Origin of the sequence: Mycobacterium neumannii, assembly GCF_002245615.1 — a bacterium.
GTDB lineage: Bacteria > Actinomycetota > Actinomycetes > Mycobacteriales > Mycobacteriaceae > Mycobacterium > Mycobacterium neumannii_A.
The window spans coordinates 33,891-51,952 of the sequence record NZ_NKCO01000024.1 but is presented as its reverse complement, the minus strand read 5'-3'; the positions used below and the strand labels follow the sequence as shown (position 1 = coordinate 51,952).

Annotated in this window: 17 protein-coding genes; 10 read left to right on the top strand and 7 right to left on the bottom strand. The window is 64.8% G+C overall.

Going from position 1 to position 18,062, the window contains the following annotated elements; translation table 11 throughout:
* Positions 1-44 precede the first annotated feature (44 nt).
* The 5 genes from CEX88_RS21735 (at position 45) to ripB (ending at position 5,924) form a co-directional block, all read left to right on the top strand.
* Entirely contained in the window at positions 45-869 is an 825-nt protein-coding gene (locus CEX88_RS21735; RefSeq protein WP_094295102.1) for an alpha/beta fold hydrolase, read from the top strand.
* Positions 870-1,329: 460 nt separating this feature from the next.
* Complete coding sequence (locus tag CEX88_RS21730) at positions 1,330-2,100, top strand: helix-turn-helix domain-containing protein (protein WP_094295101.1); 771 nt, start codon at positions 1,330-1,332, stop codon at positions 2,098-2,100.
* 47 nt (positions 2,101-2,147) lie between these two features.
* Positions 2,148-3,101 (top strand): sterol desaturase family protein, encoded by a 954-nt coding sequence (locus CEX88_RS21725; RefSeq protein WP_094295100.1) that lies wholly within the window; start codon positions 2,148-2,150, stop codon positions 3,099-3,101.
* Between the two features lie 366 nt (positions 3,102-3,467).
* The gene (locus CEX88_RS21720; protein WP_094295077.1) at positions 3,468-4,691 is read left to right on the top strand and encodes a L,D-transpeptidase; all 1,224 of its coding nucleotides are present in this window, start codon (positions 3,468-3,470) and stop codon (positions 4,689-4,691) included.
* Between the two features lie 486 nt (positions 4,692-5,177).
* A complete protein-coding gene (gene ripB, locus CEX88_RS21715; RefSeq protein WP_046361656.1) occupies positions 5,178-5,924 on the top strand; it encodes an NlpC/P60 family peptidoglycan endopeptidase RipB in 747 nt (248 codons plus the stop codon).
* Between the two features lie 62 nt (positions 5,925-5,986).
* Here ripB and CEX88_RS21710 read toward each other — a convergent pair whose 3' ends face one another.
* From CEX88_RS21710 to CEX88_RS21685, 6 genes are all read right to left on the bottom strand, one after another.
* Positions 5,987-6,733: a winged helix-turn-helix transcriptional regulator gene (locus CEX88_RS21710; protein WP_202931605.1), complete on the bottom strand. Its 747-nt coding sequence runs from the start codon at positions 6,731-6,733 to the stop codon at positions 5,987-5,989.
* A gap of 110 nt (positions 6,734-6,843) precedes the next feature.
* Entirely contained in the window at positions 6,844-8,109 is a 1,266-nt protein-coding gene (locus CEX88_RS21705) for an MDR family MFS transporter (RefSeq protein WP_094295075.1), read from the bottom strand.
* Positions 8,106-9,224, bottom strand: a complete 1,119-nt coding sequence (locus tag CEX88_RS21700; RefSeq protein ID WP_094295074.1) for a PLP-dependent cysteine synthase family protein — start codon at positions 9,222-9,224, stop codon at positions 8,106-8,108. Before CEX88_RS21700 ends, CEX88_RS21705 begins: the two co-directional genes overlap by 4 nt.
* A gap of 102 nt (positions 9,225-9,326) precedes the next feature.
* Complete coding sequence (lpqS, locus tag CEX88_RS21695) at positions 9,327-9,743, bottom strand: putative copper homeostasis (lipo)protein LpqS (RefSeq protein ID WP_094295073.1); 417 nt, start codon at positions 9,741-9,743, stop codon at positions 9,327-9,329.
* 333 nt (positions 9,744-10,076) lie between these two features.
* Complete coding sequence (locus CEX88_RS21690; RefSeq protein ID WP_094295072.1) at positions 10,077-10,997, bottom strand: M56 family metallopeptidase; 921 nt, start codon at positions 10,995-10,997, stop codon at positions 10,077-10,079.
* Positions 10,997-11,359, bottom strand: a complete 363-nt coding sequence (locus CEX88_RS21685; protein ID WP_083407553.1) for a BlaI/MecI/CopY family transcriptional regulator — start codon at positions 11,357-11,359, stop codon at positions 10,997-10,999. Before CEX88_RS21685 ends, CEX88_RS21690 begins: the two co-directional genes overlap by 1 nt.
* 338 nt (positions 11,360-11,697) lie before the next feature.
* On the opposite strand from CEX88_RS21685, the gene ripA reads away from it, so the two are divergent.
* The 3 genes from ripA (at position 11,698) to CEX88_RS21665 (ending at position 15,396) form a co-directional block, all read left to right on the top strand.
* The gene (ripA, locus tag CEX88_RS21680; RefSeq protein ID WP_094295071.1) at positions 11,698-13,101 is read left to right on the top strand and encodes an NlpC/P60 family peptidoglycan endopeptidase RipA; all 1,404 of its coding nucleotides are present in this window, start codon (positions 11,698-11,700) and stop codon (positions 13,099-13,101) included.
* Between the two features lie 367 nt (positions 13,102-13,468).
* Positions 13,469-14,215, top strand: coding sequence for a response regulator transcription factor (locus tag CEX88_RS21670; RefSeq protein WP_067952909.1), 747 nt, complete (start codon positions 13,469-13,471; stop codon positions 14,213-14,215).
* Positions 14,212-15,396: a sensor histidine kinase gene (locus tag CEX88_RS21665; RefSeq protein WP_094295070.1), complete on the top strand. Its 1,185-nt coding sequence runs from the start codon at positions 14,212-14,214 to the stop codon at positions 15,394-15,396. The genes CEX88_RS21670 and CEX88_RS21665 overlap by 4 nt, the downstream gene beginning before the upstream one ends.
* Positions 15,397-15,413: 17 nt before the next feature.
* Here CEX88_RS21665 and CEX88_RS21660 read toward each other — a convergent pair whose 3' ends face one another.
* Entirely contained in the window at positions 15,414-16,109 is a 696-nt protein-coding gene (locus tag CEX88_RS21660) for a DUF305 domain-containing protein (RefSeq protein ID WP_094295099.1), read from the bottom strand.
* Between the two features lie 247 nt (positions 16,110-16,356).
* Here CEX88_RS21660 and CEX88_RS21655 point away from each other — a divergent pair, with 247 nt between their 5' ends.
* A complete protein-coding gene (locus CEX88_RS21655; RefSeq protein ID WP_094295069.1) occupies positions 16,357-17,205 on the top strand; it encodes a F510_1955 family glycosylhydrolase in 849 nt (282 codons plus the stop codon).
* A gap of 54 nt (positions 17,206-17,259) precedes the next feature.
* Complete coding sequence (locus CEX88_RS21650) at positions 17,260-18,057, top strand: alpha/beta fold hydrolase (RefSeq protein WP_083407547.1); 798 nt, start codon at positions 17,260-17,262, stop codon at positions 18,055-18,057.
* Positions 18,058-18,062 lie beyond the last annotated feature (5 nt).

The following is an 18,062-nucleotide window of genomic DNA, read 5'->3' as shown; positions in this document are numbered from 1 at the left end:
TGTCGACGCGCGTAGCGCTATCCCGGAACGGTGGGAGGGATCAGTTGGCGGTGCGCGCGTTACACGTCGGAGATGATGGCTGGCCCCTCATGGGGGAGGTCGTCGGGCGCGGCGAACTGATCATCATGCTTCATGGTGGGGGTCCGGATCACTACAGCATGCGACCGCTTGCTGACCGGCTCGCTGGCCGGTATCGCGTTGCGTTGCCTGACATTCGAGGGTACGGAGCATCGCGTTGTCCCGACCCGACGTTGCACCGATGGGATCAGTACGTCAGCGACGTCATTGCGATCATTCACGCGCTCGATGACACCTGCGCCCACCTTGTCGGCGCCGGACTGGGCGGCACCATCGTTTTGCGGACGTGCCTCCAGCACCCCCGTATCGCCCGGTCGGCGGTGGTCATCAGTGCTGAAGCGATAGAGGACGATGCGGACAAAGCCGCAGACACCGATCTGATGGATCGTTTCGCCGAGCGTGCCCGTTCCCGCGGTCTGCAGGCCGCCTGGGAATTGTTCATTCCTGATCTTCAGCCGCTGATCGCCAACCTGGTCGCTGAGGCTATTCCGCGCGCTGACGCCCACAGTGCGGCGGCCGCGGCGTCAATCGGTCATGACCGCGCCTTTGCAACGGTCGAGGACCTCCGGCGCATCGACACTGCGACGCTCGTCATCGCCGGCGACGACATCCGTCACCCCGAGTGCTTGGCACACAGCCTCGCCACTGTCCTTCCACAAGGGGTCCTCGCCGAAGTTTCGATGTCCCGCCAATTTGTCGACGCTGAGGACATGGCACACGCTTTCGGCCCGGCGATCGAGAACTTCCTTCGTAGAACATCGGACCGGGACACTCGGGTCCATGAAGACTAGGCACTAAGGACGGCAGCAGCAGTGAGGCCTGACGCTCCGGCGGCAAGCCGCTCGGGGGCAGCCTGTCGCGGTGCTGTCAGCCGCAGCAGGACTTTCCCTCGCCGGGCTTGCCTGAGCGGCGCCCACTAGTGACACGACCCACCGCGCACAAAGCGATGCATTTGGCGATCGACCGTGCGGTCTGGCTTTGGACGAGCTGCCGAAATCTTTCTTGTACGGTCACCAGCGATACGCCTTCCAGTTGTCGGGCTACCCGCTCCGGGTGATACAACGAAGGTACCCCTGAGGGGTATACGGTACAAGGGCGCCCGAGCTAGGCGCGGCGGTGGGTGACTGGCCAATGGCGCATATCCTGCATTACCCGTGGCGGCGGATGGCTGGCCACGCCCGATTCGATGTTCCCCGTTGCTGGCGCCGCGGTAAGTTGATTATTGGAAGGCCGTAGCATCGATTCGTGGCGATGATGCGGGATGGCGGTGGTATCACCGGTGAACCGCACTGGGGCGGGACGGCACTGCTGCGGCCTGGGGTGTTGGCGTTCACCGGATCGATTGGCACCACCGACCTACACGCCCACCATGCCGTCCAGATTGTCACCGCAACAACACCTTTCACGATGCGTGACGAGCACGGCAACCAGCATCGCGGCACCAAGGTGGTCGTGCCCGCCGATGCGCCACACCGGGTCGAAGTCGGCGCGCCGGAGGGCACCGTGGTGTTCTTGGAACCGGAGTCTGCCCCAGGGCGCTCGGCGCACTTGCGCGCGCTTCGGTCCGGCTGGACTGTTGCTCCGGTGTTGACGTTCACCCGCCGACGTCCGTTGGTCGTCGTGGTCGACGAGCTGATCGAACACCTCGCACCCGCCATGGCAGCTGATGAAGCAATGACGCGCCATCGCGCCGTCGATGAGGCGTTGCGGCTGCTCCCCGACCTTGTGGCTGCAGGCCCAGTCGGAGGTACCGAACTCGCGGCCCAGGTCGGTGTGTCTGCGAGCCGATTGACCCATCTGTTCACCGAACAGGTCGGCATTCCGCTGCGCCGCTACGTGCTGTGGTTACGGCTGCGGCTCGCCATCATTTGCGCGCACGCCGGCGATGACCTGACCGGCGCCGCGCATAATGCGGGGTTTTCTGACAGCGCCCATCTGACCCGTACCACGCGGGAGATGTTCGGGCTGGCGCCCTCGGCGTTGAGCCGGCACGTGTCCTGGGACCTCGACACCGCCGTGTAGCCGGATCATTCAAGCTCTGCCACGCCAGTAGCCGCGACGATCAGGTGGTGAGCACGAAGTCCCCGCCATTGACGGCGTTCACCGCGGCACAGGCGGTGGCCCGATACGGCTACGTGCCGGTCATGCTGCTCGGCCTCAACGGCGCCGGTGTGGCGTTAACCGCCGCCGGCGCCGCGAAATACTGGCTGCTGGCCGTGATGACCGTCGCGATTGCCACCGCGTTGCTGGTCGAACGTGTCATTCCGTATGACCCCGAATGGAATCATGATCAGGCAGACAGCAGGCGCGACCGCATCCACGTCGCAGTCAACGAGACGCTGATCCTGGCCAGCGTGGCTGCCATTCCACTACTAGCGGCGGTCGTCCCGGCCCCGCAGCTGTGGCCGCGCACCTGGGCATTGCCGCTGCAGGTCCTCGCCGCGATCATGATCGCCGACCTCGGCATCACCGTGGTCCATGTGGCCAGCCACAAGATCGGCGTGTTGTGGCGTTTTCACGCCGTGCACCACAGCATCACCCGCTTCTACGGCCTCAACGGCCTGATGAAACACCCGCTGCACCAAACCGTTGAGATGGCCGCTGGTGTGGCACCGCTCATCCTGATCGGTCTGCCCGTCAACGTGGCCTCCCTACTCGCGCTCGCGGTGGCGATCCAGCTGCTGCTGCAGCACTCCAACGCCGATTACCGCGTGGGCCCCGCCAAGTACGTCTTGGCTCTCAACGAAGGCCATCGCTTCCATCACCTCAAGTGGGCTGGCATCGGCGACGTCAACTTCGGGCTGTTCACCCTGGTCTGGGACCACCTGATGCGCACCTACTCCTATAACGCCGCCCGTCGATTCGACTCCACCCAGCTCGGCATGGCCGCACACCCCGACTACCCCACCGCGTACGGGCGGCAGCTGATACACCCCTTCACCCCCGCCGGAGGGTGCAGCCTCAAGTCCACGACCGCGACGAAGGACCGCACCGCGACGAGACCAACACTGGAGCAGGGCTGAGAGGGACCAGCATCTGGCGCTCCCGGACCGTGATTGCCTCAAGCGTTCCCGATCAGCCCAGAACGCGTACTAGACCCATAGCCTTTTACGTGGCCTATTGCGCGCCACGGTCCGACGATCGACGAACTAACGATCGGCAGCCCGTTCGGCGCCTGCCAGAGCTAGCCGGATGCCATGTCGGGCAGACCAGTGCGCAAGTCTGCGTCTTTACTGAATCTTCATCGAAGGACTAAGAAAGCCAAATGACGCATCAGCACACTTGAACCATATGCGTGAACGGTGCACCGCCGCCCGCGAACGGCTGTCGCGGCGCACGCTGTGCCCGCTCATCAGCGATGTCAACATTCGGATACGGAGACCACACTGATGCCGCAGGCGACTTGCCTCCCACCGTTTCGCAGGACGGCGCAGTGGCTGCGGACGGCCGTCCTGTCGATGGCGGTGCTGCTGATCGCGGCCGCGTGCAGCTCGTCGCCGGCCGCCGCGCCCCAGCCCGAGGTCATCACTGATAAAGGCACCCCGTTCGCCGACCTGCTAGTGCCCAAATTGCAGGTGTCGGTGACCGACGGAGCGATCGGTGTCGCGGTGGACTCCCCTGTTACCGTGTCCGCCGGTGACGGCGTTCTCGGCCAAGTCTCGTTGACCAACGAAGCCGGCGAACTCGTCGACGGACAGCTCAGCCCCGATGGCGTGTCCTGGTCGTCTGCCGAGCCGCTGGGCTACAACAAGCAGTACACCCTTCATGCCCAGGCCCTTGGACTGGGCGGCGCGACCACTACGACAGCGACCTTCGAAACCCACTCGCCCGACAACTTGACGATGCCCTACGTCCTGCCCAACGACGGCGAGACGGTTGGCGTGGGCCAACCCATCGCGATCCGCTTCGATGAAAACATCACCGATCGGATTGCGGCGCAGCAAGCGATCAACGTGACCACCACCCCCCCGGTCGAGGGAGCCTTCTACTGGCTCAATAATCGCGAAGTACGTTGGCGCCCGGCCGAATACTGGAAACCGGGAACAAAAGTAGAGGTGGCGGTCAACGCCTACGGCGTCAACTTCGGTGACGGGCTGTTCGGTCAGGATGACGTCACTACCCGGTTCACCATCGGTGACGAGGTCATCGCCACCGCCGATGACGCCACCAAAACGATGACTGTGCGGCGCAATGGTCAGATCGTCAAGACCATGCCCATCTCCATGGGTAAAGCCAAGACCCCGACCGATAACGGCGCCTACATCATCGGAGATCGTTACTCGTTTCTGGTGATGGATTCGTCCACCTACGGAGTTCCGGTCAACTCTCCTGACGGATACCGCACCGAGGTGGAGTGGGCGACCCAGATGTCCTACAGCGGGATCTACGTGCACTCTGCACCGTGGTCGGTGGGCAGCCAAGGCATCGCCAATGTCAGCCACGGATGCCTTAACGTCAATCCGGCCAACGCCCGTTGGTTCTACGACAACACCCGACGCGGCGACATCGTTGAGGTCATCAACACCACCGGCCCCACGCTGTCGGGGACAGACGGTTTAGGTGACTGGAACATCCCTTGGGATCAGTGGAAAGCCGGCAACGCCAACCTCTGAAACTCAGATCAGAAGCGGAGACTCACAACCGCCGCCTCCCAGTCACCTCGTGGCACCAGTTACGCGTGTCGACAGGACGTTTCGCATCACCGAACCGGGTTGCGAACTGCCGAGCGTCACCCAAGCATCGCGCGCCCCGGGGCCCACGCAGGACAGGTAGCGCAGCCCTTTCCGCTACGGCACCTTTGGTTTGCCGTCCTCAGGTAAAGGCGTTTTCACTTGTCCGGACCACCGATTATTTCGTAGTCCCGCCATCGACGATCGACACTTTCAAACACCCATTCGCAAAACACCATTAGCAATTTCAGCCGCCGAAATTCCAGCATTGTAATTCTGTTGCTGGTGTTACTGATGAGGCATATGTGAGTTAGGCTGATCTACGTATTCGCTACGTACATCGTTGCTGCACAGTACGGAACGCTCGGCTTCGCCTTTCTTGGCGAAACCAATCACCGGCGCTCCGACAGCCGAAAGAAAGAACGCCATATGGAACCGATGGCCCGATGCGTCCGCCCGGAGGAAGGCCGCGTATCTGCGGTCGGCTTTCGCCTGACTGGGGTGATCGTTGCCGTCGTCGCGACGGTACTTTTGGCGTGCACGCCAGCAGCCTCCGCCGAGCCGACAGGCGGTCCGTGGGATCCACTCCTGCCCAAGATCCCGAGTGCGGGAGCGCCCGGCGATCCGGTTGCCATCGCCAACGCGTCCTTGCAGGCGACGGCCGTTGCCACCCAGACTGCGATGGACTTGGGGCGTAGCTTCCTGAGCAGTCTCGGACTCGTCAGTCCCGCGGCAAGCCCCCAAACGAGCGTCCGCGGCAACCGTCTCTACGGTGCCCAGGCGATCGAATACGTTATCCGCAGGGCAGGAACGCAGATCGGCGTTCCCTACTCCTGGGGAGGGGGCAGCCTCACGGGCCCTAGTCGCGGTGTCGACCAAGGCGCAGGCACCGTCGGTTTCGACTGCTCAGGACTGACACGATTCGCCTTCGCCGGCGTCGGAGTACTGTTGCCGCGATGGTCCGGCGACCAGTACAACGCTGGCCGCAAGGTACCTCCCGCGCAAGCTAAACGCGGTGACCTCCTGTTCTGGGGGCCCGGCGGAAGCCAACACGAAGCGATCTACCTCGGCGGCGGAAAAATGATCGAAGCGCAACAAACCGGCGTTCCCATCAAGATTTCACCGGTGCGTACCGCCGGGATGACACCGTACGTCATACGGATTATCGAGACCTGACCCCGAACGCTTCCGCCAACAGCTTCCTCCCACCAAAAGCCTGGTCCGCACCGGGTAACGGTTCAGCCGGCCAGACAGTAGCCGATGCCGCGGACCGTCCGGACATAGCGCGGACAAGACGGGGCGTCACCGAGCTTGCGACGAAGATTGCCGATGTGCACGCCCAGTGCTGACCGCCCGCCGGGCTGCGTCGCCCCCCACAGGGCTTCCTGAAGTCGTCGGCACGTCACGGGCTCCCCTGGATCATCGGACAAAACCCGAAGGATCGCGAACTCCGTTCGAGTCAGCGATATGACGTTGCCGCGCTGATAGACCCGCCGGACCGCCACGTCGATCACCAGATCGTCGACGTGGCGTCGCTGCGCGCCGCCTTCCTCGCTGCGCTGGTGAGAATGCCTGAGTGTCTGCCGTATTCGCGTGCTGAGTCTGTCGCGGGAGCCGATGGGAGCCACTCCGACGCGCGATATCAGTGGCGCCATCTCTGTGTCGGCGAGCGCGACGACGCCGCACTGGGCGGCCTGGCGAACACGGTCAAGGACGACGGCGCCGTGCGCGGATGATCCCAGGCACACCACCACCACGTCGGGGTCATCGCCGCGCACCGCGGTGAGCGCTGCAGCATCTGAGCGTGCGACGTCGACGGCGAACTCTTCGGCGCGTAGGGTGCGGGCCAACATGTCGGCGTAGATGCGCCGAGGTTCAACCAGCAGAACGCGAATGCGCCCAGCGGCTATCGCCGGAGAGGCAACGCTGCCCGAAGCGGGGTGCGGCTCGATGGTCGTGGCAGTCTCCTTGCCAGCGTGGGCCATTCAGGGCGTGAAGGCGTCTGCGCGGATGCTGGAACCAGCATATCGCCATCTACGAAGTTACTACGTAGATGGCGATATCGGGTGTCGGACATGTTCGCGTCTTCGGGTGTTCAGCGGGGGGTTTGCGCGCCAGAGGATGTCAGCTGTTCGGGTTGAAGTCGGCCGCGTCGGTCCAGCCGGAACAAGGCGGCTGCGGAGGCCAGCCCGATTGCCGACAGCAGGACCCACAGCAGCCAGGGTTGCCCGAGATCTCGGGCGGCCTGCATCAGCGAGCCGGTGGCCAGATTGCCGACAAGAATGCCGACTCCGACGATGGTGTTGTAGAAGCCGTAGTGCGTTCCGATGAGACGGTTGTTGGCCAACGAGACGACGGTGTCCATCTCGAACGGGAAGACGGCCGCCGACCCGACCGCCAGCACCGCCGTGGCGACGAGTAGCGCGGTCGCGGCGGCGACTCTGCCTGCCCTGGTGTCATCGGGCAGCACGATCAGCGGCAAAAACGACGCCGCGAGGATCAGCATGCCGATCACCAGGGAGCGGCCGGCGCCCCAGCGGTGGGCGAACCATCGTGTGATCCGCATCTGGCCGAGGACGGCAACCAGACCCGAGACCACGAAGATCATGGCGGTGACAAGGGAATCGTTGCGCGGAAACAGGTCTCGCGCCTGAAGCGGCAATGCCAGATAGACCTGGAATGACAAAACATACGACCCGATCATGGCCGCCGCGAAGAGCAGAAAGGAACGGTTGGCCGCTACTGTTCGCCAGTCCTGCAGCACCGATGTCTTCTCATCAGGTGTCCCCGCGGCGCGGTGGGGCAATGCTAAGAGTTGGGCCACGGTCAGCGCTGCGAACACGACCGCTGCGGCGGCAGCTGTCATTCGGAAATCGACGAACATCAAGGCCAGCCCGACAAGGGGTCCGGCCAGAATGCCTGCCTGATAGAACACGTTGAACACCGCGAAGGCTTCCACGCGCCGTGGGCCCGCGTCGGCCGCCAGATAGGCGCGCACCGCAGGATTGAACAGGGCGCCGGCGAAGCCGGTTGCTGCCGAGGCGATCAGAACCGCCGGCAGCGATTCAGCGAAGACGAGCAGGCCGAATCCTGCTGTCCGGAGGACACATCCGCAGACGATGAGCGGTTTGTAGCCCAGCCGGTCTGCCAGAGTGCCGCCGATGAGAAACATGCCTTGCTGGGAGAAGTTACGTACACCCAGCACCAGGCCGATGGCCCACGCGGCCAGCCCCAACGGGCCGGCGAGGTAGCCGGCCAGGTAAGGCATGAGCATGTAAAAGCCCAGGTTGATGCCGAACTGGTTGATCATCAGCATCCGGCTGGGCCAACCGAAGCTGCGGAAGGCTGACAGCAGGGTCATCGTGGCTGCACCTCGGTGGGGTCGACAACGGTGGTGCATCGCGTCCACGCCGTGACTGTCTGGGTCATCGGGTCCTCAATGGTGGCGGGATGCCGTGGGGGCGCTGCGTCGAGCAGGCCGTGGGCGCGGCAGTAGTCGTCGTTGTAGATGGTGTCGAAGTAGCGTTGCGGGCCGTCCGGGAAGATCGCTGCGACAGTGGCTCCGGCAGGGCTATTGCGTGCGACCCAGCCTGCAACCAGGGCGACCGCACCGACGCTCCAGCCGCCACTGGCGTAGTGGGTGGCCGCCAGGGTGCGGCATGCCCACACCGACTCCGCGGGGGCAACCCAATGCACTTCGTTGAACGCTTGGTAGTCGACGTTGCCGGGATAGATGCTCGATCCCAGGCCTCGCATGAGCCGAGAAGCCGCGGGCTGGCCGAAGATCGTCGAGCCCACCGTGTCGACGCCGATCAGCCGCAGCTGCGGGTTAAATTCTCGGAGGACGCGTGCGACGCCGGCCGAGTGGCCTCCGGTGCCCACCGAGCACACCAGGACATCAACGGCGCCGAGTTGTTCGTTCAGTTCCAACGCGAGCCCGCGGTAGGCCTCGACGTTATCGGGGTTGCTGTATTGATCGGGATGCCAGGCGCGCGGGTCGGTGGCCAAGATGTTCTGCACGCGGTCACGGCGGGCCTGCTGCCAGCCTCCCTGTGGGTGCGGTTCAGTGACCAATTCGATGTCGGCGCCGAACGCGGCGAGCATATTCTGGATGATCGGCTCCATCCCGGGGTCGGTGACCAAGGTGACGGGGTGCCCGTAGACCGTTCCGGCTAGTGCGAGACCCAATCCTAGTGTGCCGCTGGTGGATTCGACGATGCGGGCGCCGGGGGTAAGTGCCCCGCGGGAGCGGGCGCGTTCGACCATGTGTAGCGCGGGTCGGTCTTTCATTCCTCCCGGGTTGAAGCCTTCGAGTTTGGCCCAAAAGCCCCGCTCTTCTGACGTGAACGGTGCGCTGATTCTCAAGACAGGGGTCTGGCCGACCATGGTGGCGGGCCGCTCGTTGCGGCCGCGTTGTGGCTGTGCCGATCGGGTGTGGGAAGTGCGTGCATGGCGGATTGGCAGGGCAGGATTCATCGATGAATGTCGCTTCTGTGAGGCCGCGACGATGCGCGGCGACTGACGGCAGGGAGCGGTCACCGGCCACCGTCGAAGACGACGGGGCCTGACGCTAGCCGATCAGCGGCGCGCGATACACAGGTGGGCGAGCACGTCGCGGCCGGTGCGCAGGGCGCGGGCGTTCCGTGGTGGACCGCGGATAGGCGCCTTCGCCGCCTGGCACCACAGCAGCGGAAGTACAGCCACGACGAGGCCCAGCGCGAGCGCGATCAGGGAGACCGTTCCCCGCGGCAGGATCGCTTCGGCCAGGGTGTCGGGCGTGCACTCGGCGTCGGGTTGGGAGACGTGGGGGTGGTCGAGCTCGACAGACATCGGCGCGCCGACCGCAGTGGTGGCCAGGGTGTGCGGTCCGTGCGCAGGTGCCGCATTCACGCCGGGCAGTGCCCACTCGGCTCCGACGATGACGGTCCAGAACGCGATCAACGCCGCGACGATGGCGCGGCGGCGTTGCCCAGAGTTCGCGTCGAAATACTTCACGATGTTGCCGACTGTAGCAGCGGATCGGCGAATTCAGGCTCGGCCCCTGAGCCGATGCCGGGTTGTAATCAGAGCGCGACCGCCGTTGCGCCGAGCCAACCGGCCGTTCCGTCGCACGATCGAATTCGCCCGATGCCCTTGCGAAAACGCCCTTTTGGAGGTTCCGCGAAGGAGATGCAATAGATCGGAGCGCTGCTTGCACCGCAGATCATCTACGGTTTTACTACGTAGATAATTTGCTCTCTATCGGCCCGCGCGCCAAGCGGTGTTTCCTTTGCTGGCGGCCTACGCGCATTGGCTCCACCTGCGCAGCGTGCGGCCGGCGTTGAGGCGCTAGTGGTGGCAGAGCACCTGGATGAGAGCGGGTGTGGCGAGCATGGCGGTGATCGCGGCTGTCAGGCAGATGCGGTGGCGCCATCGCACGTGCCGGCGTGTGGGGCTGAGCAGGCGCTGCGCTCGCGCGATGACCGCTGTTCCCGCCGCGGCGAGGCCTTCCCGCGCAGGCGGGTGTTCTCCGGCCAGAGCAGATAATCCAGCCAACAGCGGATGCGTGCCGACGCGGCGCACGGCGGTGTCGTCAGCGCACATCTCCAGCAGTTCACCCACACGATGAGGGGCCGTCGCGAAAAGCGGAAGCCGCGGCAGTGTGCCCCCCAAAGCGCGGAGGGCCATGAGGATGTGGTGGTGGCGCCCCGAGATGTGCGCGTTTTCATGCGCCAGAACCGCTTTGAGCTGTGATCGATTCAACGACTTCATCGCCGCGGAGGTGACGATGATGGCGTTCGGGCGTCCGACCACGCAGTAGGCAGCAGGCCGGTCGGCCTCCACGACCACCACATTGGGATGGTCGGTGGGTCGGCCGACGATCCGCGCGGCACGCGCGTGCTCGTGACTTCGCGCCCGCAGCCGCGACAAGCAGCGACCGATCCGCATTACGACGAACCCTGACGTCAGGGTTCCTACCGCGATGAGAACAACAGAACCGATTCGTCCGGCCATGGGGGTGTGCTCGGAGAAGCCAAACAGCTCCAGGCACAGCGTCACGACCGCGCCCGTACGAATACTGTCCGTCGTTGCGCCGATGACCATGATCAGCGCGACGAGCCACGCCGTCAGCGTCGCGGCGACGGTGGCCAGCCAGGCGGCCACTCCCATATGGGGGCTGATGCCGTGACGGGTCATCCGCCTCAGGACCGGTGGCGCCCACCAGGCCAGCGCGCTGCCATAGAGGAGCAGCCACAGCGCGGCGGTCATCACCGACGCCCCTTGCGCAGAGCCGCCTTCAAACGAGCGGACTGCTCGGCGTTCATCTGCTCAACAAAGAACGCCAGCACCGCATCGGTATCCCCGCCGGCGTCGAACGCGGCCTTCATCAAACGCGCGGAACGCTCCTCGCGGCTCATGGACGCCTGATACACGTACGCTTTCCCGTCGCGCTGACGTTGCAACCAGCGCTTGCGGTACAGGTTGTCCATCGTCGACATCACGGTGGTGTAAGCGATCTGGCGCCGTTGAGAGATCTCGTCGAAAACCTCACGCACCGTGACAGGCTCGGCGTAATCCCACACGCAATCCATGACCACCGCTTCGAGGTCGCCGAATCCTCGCTGTTCCATTTGCGCCTCCCGCTCTCCGCGACGAGCTGGCCTCCTCGCGCCCCGAGCTCTTCAGTCCCCAATGTAGCCGCCGAGCTGGGAAAAGCCGCGATACGCCTCACCTCGACCGCATAGGGCCAGCATCTGCACTACCGGCCGCGGCGCGCGAAACTAGCGCCCGTGGCGCACAGTTGTAACCGACCTGAGACTGTGACAGACGTTCCTCCTGATACCAAAGTGATGTACGTTCCGTCTACGTACTATTGTGCTACGTACTTAGCTCGGTAGTAGGAGTGCCGCGGGTGCCTTTCGGCTTAGGTGCGCGGCTCGACAACGCTCACCCCAGCTGAGGAGATTCGATGCGGCGCCTCACTTCTTTTCTGAGTCTCTTCGCATTAATGCCGGCACTGGTGATCAGCGCCCCGGGCACCGCTGTTGCCGGGCATGACGGCAGCCCCGACCGCGACGACGTTCCCTCATTGGTTGCGGCGGTCGCCGAAGCGAACCAGCGGATGGCCGACGTCGGTAGCGACATCCAGATCAAGCAAGAGGGCGTCAACCGTGCCCTGGTCGAAATCGCGGCCGCTCGCGACACCCTCGCGCAGGCCCGACGCGACGTTGTTGCCAGCGACCAAGCCCTTACCGACAGTCAACACGCGATCGAGGCCGCACAACAGCGTTTTGACCGCTTCGCCGCGTCGACCTATACGAACGGGCCGTCGGGTGCGTTGCCGCTGGCACAAAGTCCCGAGCAGATCCTGGCCGGGGCCTCGACCCAGCAGACCCTCACCATCAGCTTCCAGCGGGTCCACGACGACCTCCTGCGTCGGCAGACCGATCAGGCCAACAAGCTTTCTGCTGCGACGGCAGCGCGGGCGCGCGCCGAGAGCGCCGCCGCGGACGCCCAACGCCGGCAAGACGACGCGGTAGCCGCACTCCGGGACGCCCAGCAGACGTTTACCGCACAGCAACGCGAGGTCGAACGGCTCGCTACCGAACGCGACTCCGCTCAAGCACGACTGGAAGCCGCCCGACCGGTGGCGGCGACAACCGCCGCGCCCAGTGCCGCGCAACCCGGCACTGGGCCGGCATCCGGCGCTCCCTGGGACCGCGGCACCACGTCGCCGGGGGGCGCCACCGAGGGGGGCCTGTGGGACACCACGCTGCCGATGGTGCCCAGCGCTAACGTGGCCGGCGACCCGGTGGCCATCATCAATGCCGTCCTCAAAATCATGGCGACCTCGGCGCAGCTGACGGCCGACATGGGCCGCAAGTTCCTCACCAAACTCGGCATTCTGTCTCCAGTCACCGCCGCCGCAGATCCCGGCATCACCAACGGACGCATCCCCCGCCTCTACGGCCGCCAGGCCTCAGAATTCGTGATTCGCCGCGCCATGTCACAACTGGGCGTGCCTTACTCCTGGGGCGGCGGCAACGCCAACGGCCCGTCACGAGGCATCGACCAGGGCGCCAACACCGTGGGTTTCGACTGTTCGGGCCTGATGCTGTATGCCTTCGCCGGCGTCGGCATCAAACTCGACCACTACTCCGGATCGCAATACAACGCAGGCCGCAAGATCCCCTCGTCACAGATGCGGCGCGGTGACCTCATCTTTTACGGCCCCAACGCCAGCCAGCACGAAGCGATGTATCTGGGCGACGGCATGATGATCGAAGCCCCCTACACCGGGTCGGTCGTCAAAATCTCGCCCGTACGCACCTCCGGCATGACGCCCTACGTCACCCGCTTGATCGAATATTGACATCGCCGCGATGCCGCGCAGGTAGACCGGTCAGTGCGCCGCGGTGCGGCCGCTGCGAATCGGCCTCCTCAGGCACGTCAGGCCGCCCCGAACGACGCGGCCAGCGAGAGGCGTTAAATAGCGCCGTCGCGCCGGCGATCGCAGCCGCCCACAGCACCACGACCACGGCACACAGGATCAGCCACGCTTGCCACCCGAGACTGTTCGGGCACACGTCCATCAGCCAACGCATGTCAGCCCTCCTCACAGTGAGCCTCACCCCACCGCAGGAGGAAAACGGTATGAGTCGTGTGAAGATCTGCTGAAGATCGAGCCGCCCGGTCAGCCATACCTGGTTACGGGCGCACCAGCAGGCACCATATGGGACATGCAGCACCACCACCTGGGCGCGCCTGAGAGCGCGAAGGGATACCGCGCGCTGGTCGTCGACGACGAACTCCCCCTGGCCGAAGTGGTGGCCAGCTATCTCGAACGCGAGCAGTTCGAAGCCGTCGTCGCCGGCAACGGTGTCGACGCAATCGCCGTCGCACGCGACCTGGATCCCGATGTCGTCATCCTTGACCTCGGCCTACCCGGCATCGACGGACTCGAGGTCTGCCGGCAATTGCGGACCTTCTCCGACGCCTACGTCGTCATGCTCACCGCCCGTGACACCGAACTGGATACCGTGCTCGGCCTCACCGTCGGCGCCGACGACTACATCACCAAACCCTTCAGTCCCCGCGAGCTGGTCGCGCGCATCCGCGCCATGCTGCGGCGACCCCGCATCCTGCAAACAGCCGCCGCACCCGCCGAACGAGAGACAGCCCCGCCGCGCCGCTTCGGCGCACTGAGCATCAACGTCGCCGCCCGCGAGGTACATATCGACGACGAACTAATCCTGTTGACCCGCACCGAATTCGACATTCTCGAAGCCCTGTCCGCGCGGCCAGGAATCGTGCTGAGCCGCCGACAACTTCTCGAAATAATCCGCGACGAACCCTGGGTCGGCAACGAACACCTCGTCGACGTCCACATCGGACACTTACGACGCAAACTCGGCGACGACGCCGCACGCCCCCGCTACATCGCCACGGTTCGAGGTGTCGGATACCGGATGGGAACCGGACAGTGACTCCCCCACCTACGTCGACCCCTCGCCGGCGTCGACGGCCGGGCCGTCCCGGTATCGGCCTGCGACTCCTGGCGGCCCAAGCCATCGTGCTGGCGGCCGGAGCGGCGACGACCGCGGTGGTCGCTGCCGTGGTCGGCCCACCGCTGTTCCGCGAACACCTCCACCGTGCCGGTGTCCCGATGGACTCCCTGGAAGAAGTCCACGCCGAAGAGGCCTACGGCTACGCAACGGTGATCTCCATCGGAGGCGCCCTAGCGGTGTCAGCACTGGCCGCCCTCGTGGTCAGCTTCTACGTCAGTCGACGCCTCCAACGGTCCATCACCGAAGTCGCCGCCGCGGCCACCGATGTCGCTGAAGGGAACTACGACATCCGCGTGTCACCGCCGCGCCTCGGCGATGACTTCGACGCCCTCGCAACCGCATTCAACCAAATGGCCTCCCGGCTTCAAGCCGTCGATTCGACACGCCAGCAACTGTTCGGAGACCTCGCGCACGAGATCCGCACACCCGTGGCAGTACTCGAGGCCTACATCGAGGCACTCGAAGACGGCGTGCGCTCCTTGACACCCCAGACAGCAGCCATGCTGCGCGACCAAACCCGTCGGCTGGTGCGATTCTCCGATGACGTCGCCGCGCTGGCGAAGGCCGAGGAAAGTGCGATGTCTATGTCCTACGCCTCCCTCGACGTGAACCGCCTAACCCGCCAGTGCGTCGCAGCAGCACAAGAACGCTATGACACCAAGGGGGTCGGACTGCGCGTACACCTCCCGCAACCGCTACCGCCGCTTTGGGCCGACGAACAACGACTGTCTCAAGTGTTGGGGAACCTGCTGGAGAATGCGCTACGGCACACACCGCCCGGCGGGTCGGTACACCTTCACTGTCTTCGTGACGGCGACCAGATAAGAATCATCGTCGCCGACACCGGAGAAGGGATCGCCGCCGAGCACGTCACCCGAGTGTTCGAACGGTTCTACCGGGCAGACACCGCCCGCGACCGCGAGCATGGCGGCGCCGGTATAGGGCTCGCCATCGCCAAAGCGCTCATCGAAGCCCACGGCGGATCCATCTCGGTAGCCAGTGCTGGACCCGGCGCCGGCGCAACATTCACCATCGCCCTGCCCATCACCCCGATACGCAGCGAACACCACCCTGCGACGGCTGACTCAGCGCGTCCCTGACTAGTGCCCTCTCCGCGCTACTTGTCCAACATTCCCTGCATCGTGTCGATCTCCGCTTGCTGAGAAGACACGATGTTGCGCGCCATCTCGACTGCCGCCGGGAACTGGCCGTTGTCAACTTCCTGCTGCGCCATCATGATCGCGCCCTTGTGATGCTCGATCATCTGGGTCAAAAAGAGTCGGCTAGCCTCAGCGCCCTGCGCGTTCTGCAGTGCAGCCATATCGGCTTCCGACATCATGCCCATACCGCCGCCGCTCATACCCGGCATATCACCCATGTCTCCGCTGGGCATTTGATGGCCAGGCATGTCATGACCGGGCATTGCGGCGGTGCTGGGGGCCGTTGTCGACGAGGACACTCCCCAGTCCCGCAGCCAGCCCTGCATCTGTTCGATCTCAGGACCCTGAGCGTTCTTGATCTCGTTGGCGAGTGACACTACTTCAGGATCAACTCCCTGCTTGCCGAGCAGCATGTCGCTCATCTCGATCGCCTGCTGATGATGAGGGATCATGCCCTGCGCGAACGTCACATCAGCATCGTTATGGGCAGCGTCACTGCTCGCAGCACTGGGCGAAGCCGACGCCGACGCTGCTGCCGAGGTGGTGCTCGACGCCGATGACTGAGACTCGTTCGTTGCATTCGAACAGCCGCTGACAAACAGGGCCGACGCCGCAAGCGTCGCAAGCCCGAATCCAAAACGCTTGTGCTGCATCGCACATCCTTCCTCGAACATCTTCGTGACACCATGCGTCCACACGGCAAGCCTTGCGCCGCCGCACCCCAGCCTCAGCAATCCGAGTATGGGTCGGTTCGTGATCCGATGAAGATTTGATGAAGACACCTCCCCCGGTCTGTCACCCGCGGTCGGCGCCACCCGAGGCGCAGCCACCTCACGCAGTAGCCACGCACTGCCCACCTACTATTGAACTACGTAGATCTCGTGACCGGAAGGTGTCCGTGTGCTGATCCGCAACCTTTTCGCCATCGCCCTGACCGGGGCTCTGGCCGCGGCCTGTTCGTCGAACGCCCCTGAAAGCCCGCCACCCGCCGTCGCGCCGGGCATGGTGCACATCCACGGCCTCGGCATCAACCCATCTGACGACAAGCTCTACGTCGCAACTCATTACGGCCTCTACACCGTTGAGCAAGATCAGGCGCCCCAACGAGTTGGTGAGCTCTCGCAGGACTTCATGGGCTTCACCGTCGCCGGCCCCGACGAATTCCTGGCTAGCGGCCACCCCGACCCCGCCGATCGTCAACAGCCCCCGCACCTCGGCCTGATCAAAAGCAGCGACGCCGGCCAGTCCTGGGAACCTCTGTCGTTGCACGGTAGCGCCGACTTCCACGCGCTCAAATACCGCCACGGACGGGTCTACGGTCACGACAGCCAATCCGGCACCGTGATGGTTAGTTTTGACCAGCGGTCCTGGCAGCAGCGCGCAGAAGTGCCCGCCGCCGTCGACCTCGCAGTATCACCGGGTGCCCCGGATGAGATTCTCGCGACAGCACGCCAAGGGCTGCTCCGAAGCACCGACGGGGCGAGGACGTTCAGCGCAGTCACCGGTGCGCCGGCACTGCTGTTCATCAGCTGGCCCGACCGCGGTCCCCTGCTCGGCGCCGACCTCGAAGGACGGCTGTACACCAGCGCCGACGACGGGCAGACCTGGCAGCCGGGCCACTCGCTCAACAACAAACCCCAGGCCCTGCTCGCCGCGGGCAACGGTCAGGTCTACATCGCCACAGATACCGCCATCTACACCTCCACCGACAACGGCGCGACCGTCAACGTCCTCACCGCTGTCGAATAGACGGCTGGCCCGAAACCCCACGGAATACCGCACCAACGCATCTGAGGAGCCGCAATGCCGGATGACCACCTTCTCATCACCGATGGCGCCACCATCGCCTACCAGCTCAGCGGCCCACCCAACACGGTGCCAGTCGGCTATGGGCACGGCGTGCTCATGAGCCGGCAGATCGTGCGCGGCCTGGGCATCTTCGACATCGACACTATCGCCGAGGGCCGCCGTCTGATCACCTACGACCAACGCGGACACGGCGCATCACGGGGCCGACCAGAACCCGAGGACTATCGCTTCGAGCAGGCAGCCAACGATCTCCTGCGCGTCCTGGACGCGGCCGGCCTCGATGAACCCATCGATTTCGCCGGATCCTCGCTCGGAGCCGCTGCAGCACTGCACGCCGCCCTCAACGCTCCTCGCCGATTCAGGCGGCTGGCACTGGTGATCCCTCCCGTCGCCTGGGAAACAGGGCCCGATCAACTGCGCCAGTGGTACTTCGACACCGCCGACCTCATCGACTCCATTGGGACAACCGCTTGGCGACAACAATGGGCCGAAGCTCCCCCACTGCCGATCTTCGCCAACTACCGGCACGGCAAATTCGAACCCGGCGTCGACGACGATGTGGTCTCCGCCGCGCTGCGCGGAGTCGGCTCCTCCGATCTACCCGACCCCAATCGGCTGACCTCCATTCGCCAGCCCACTTTGGTGCTGGCCTGGGACACCGACCCCTTGCATCCCATCTCCACCGCCGAGCGCCTCGCTGAGCTGATCCCCGACTCGACGCTGCACGTCGCTCACACCATCGACGAGATCCGCAAGTGGACGGAAATCACCAGCCGTTTCTTCAACGATTGACGCAG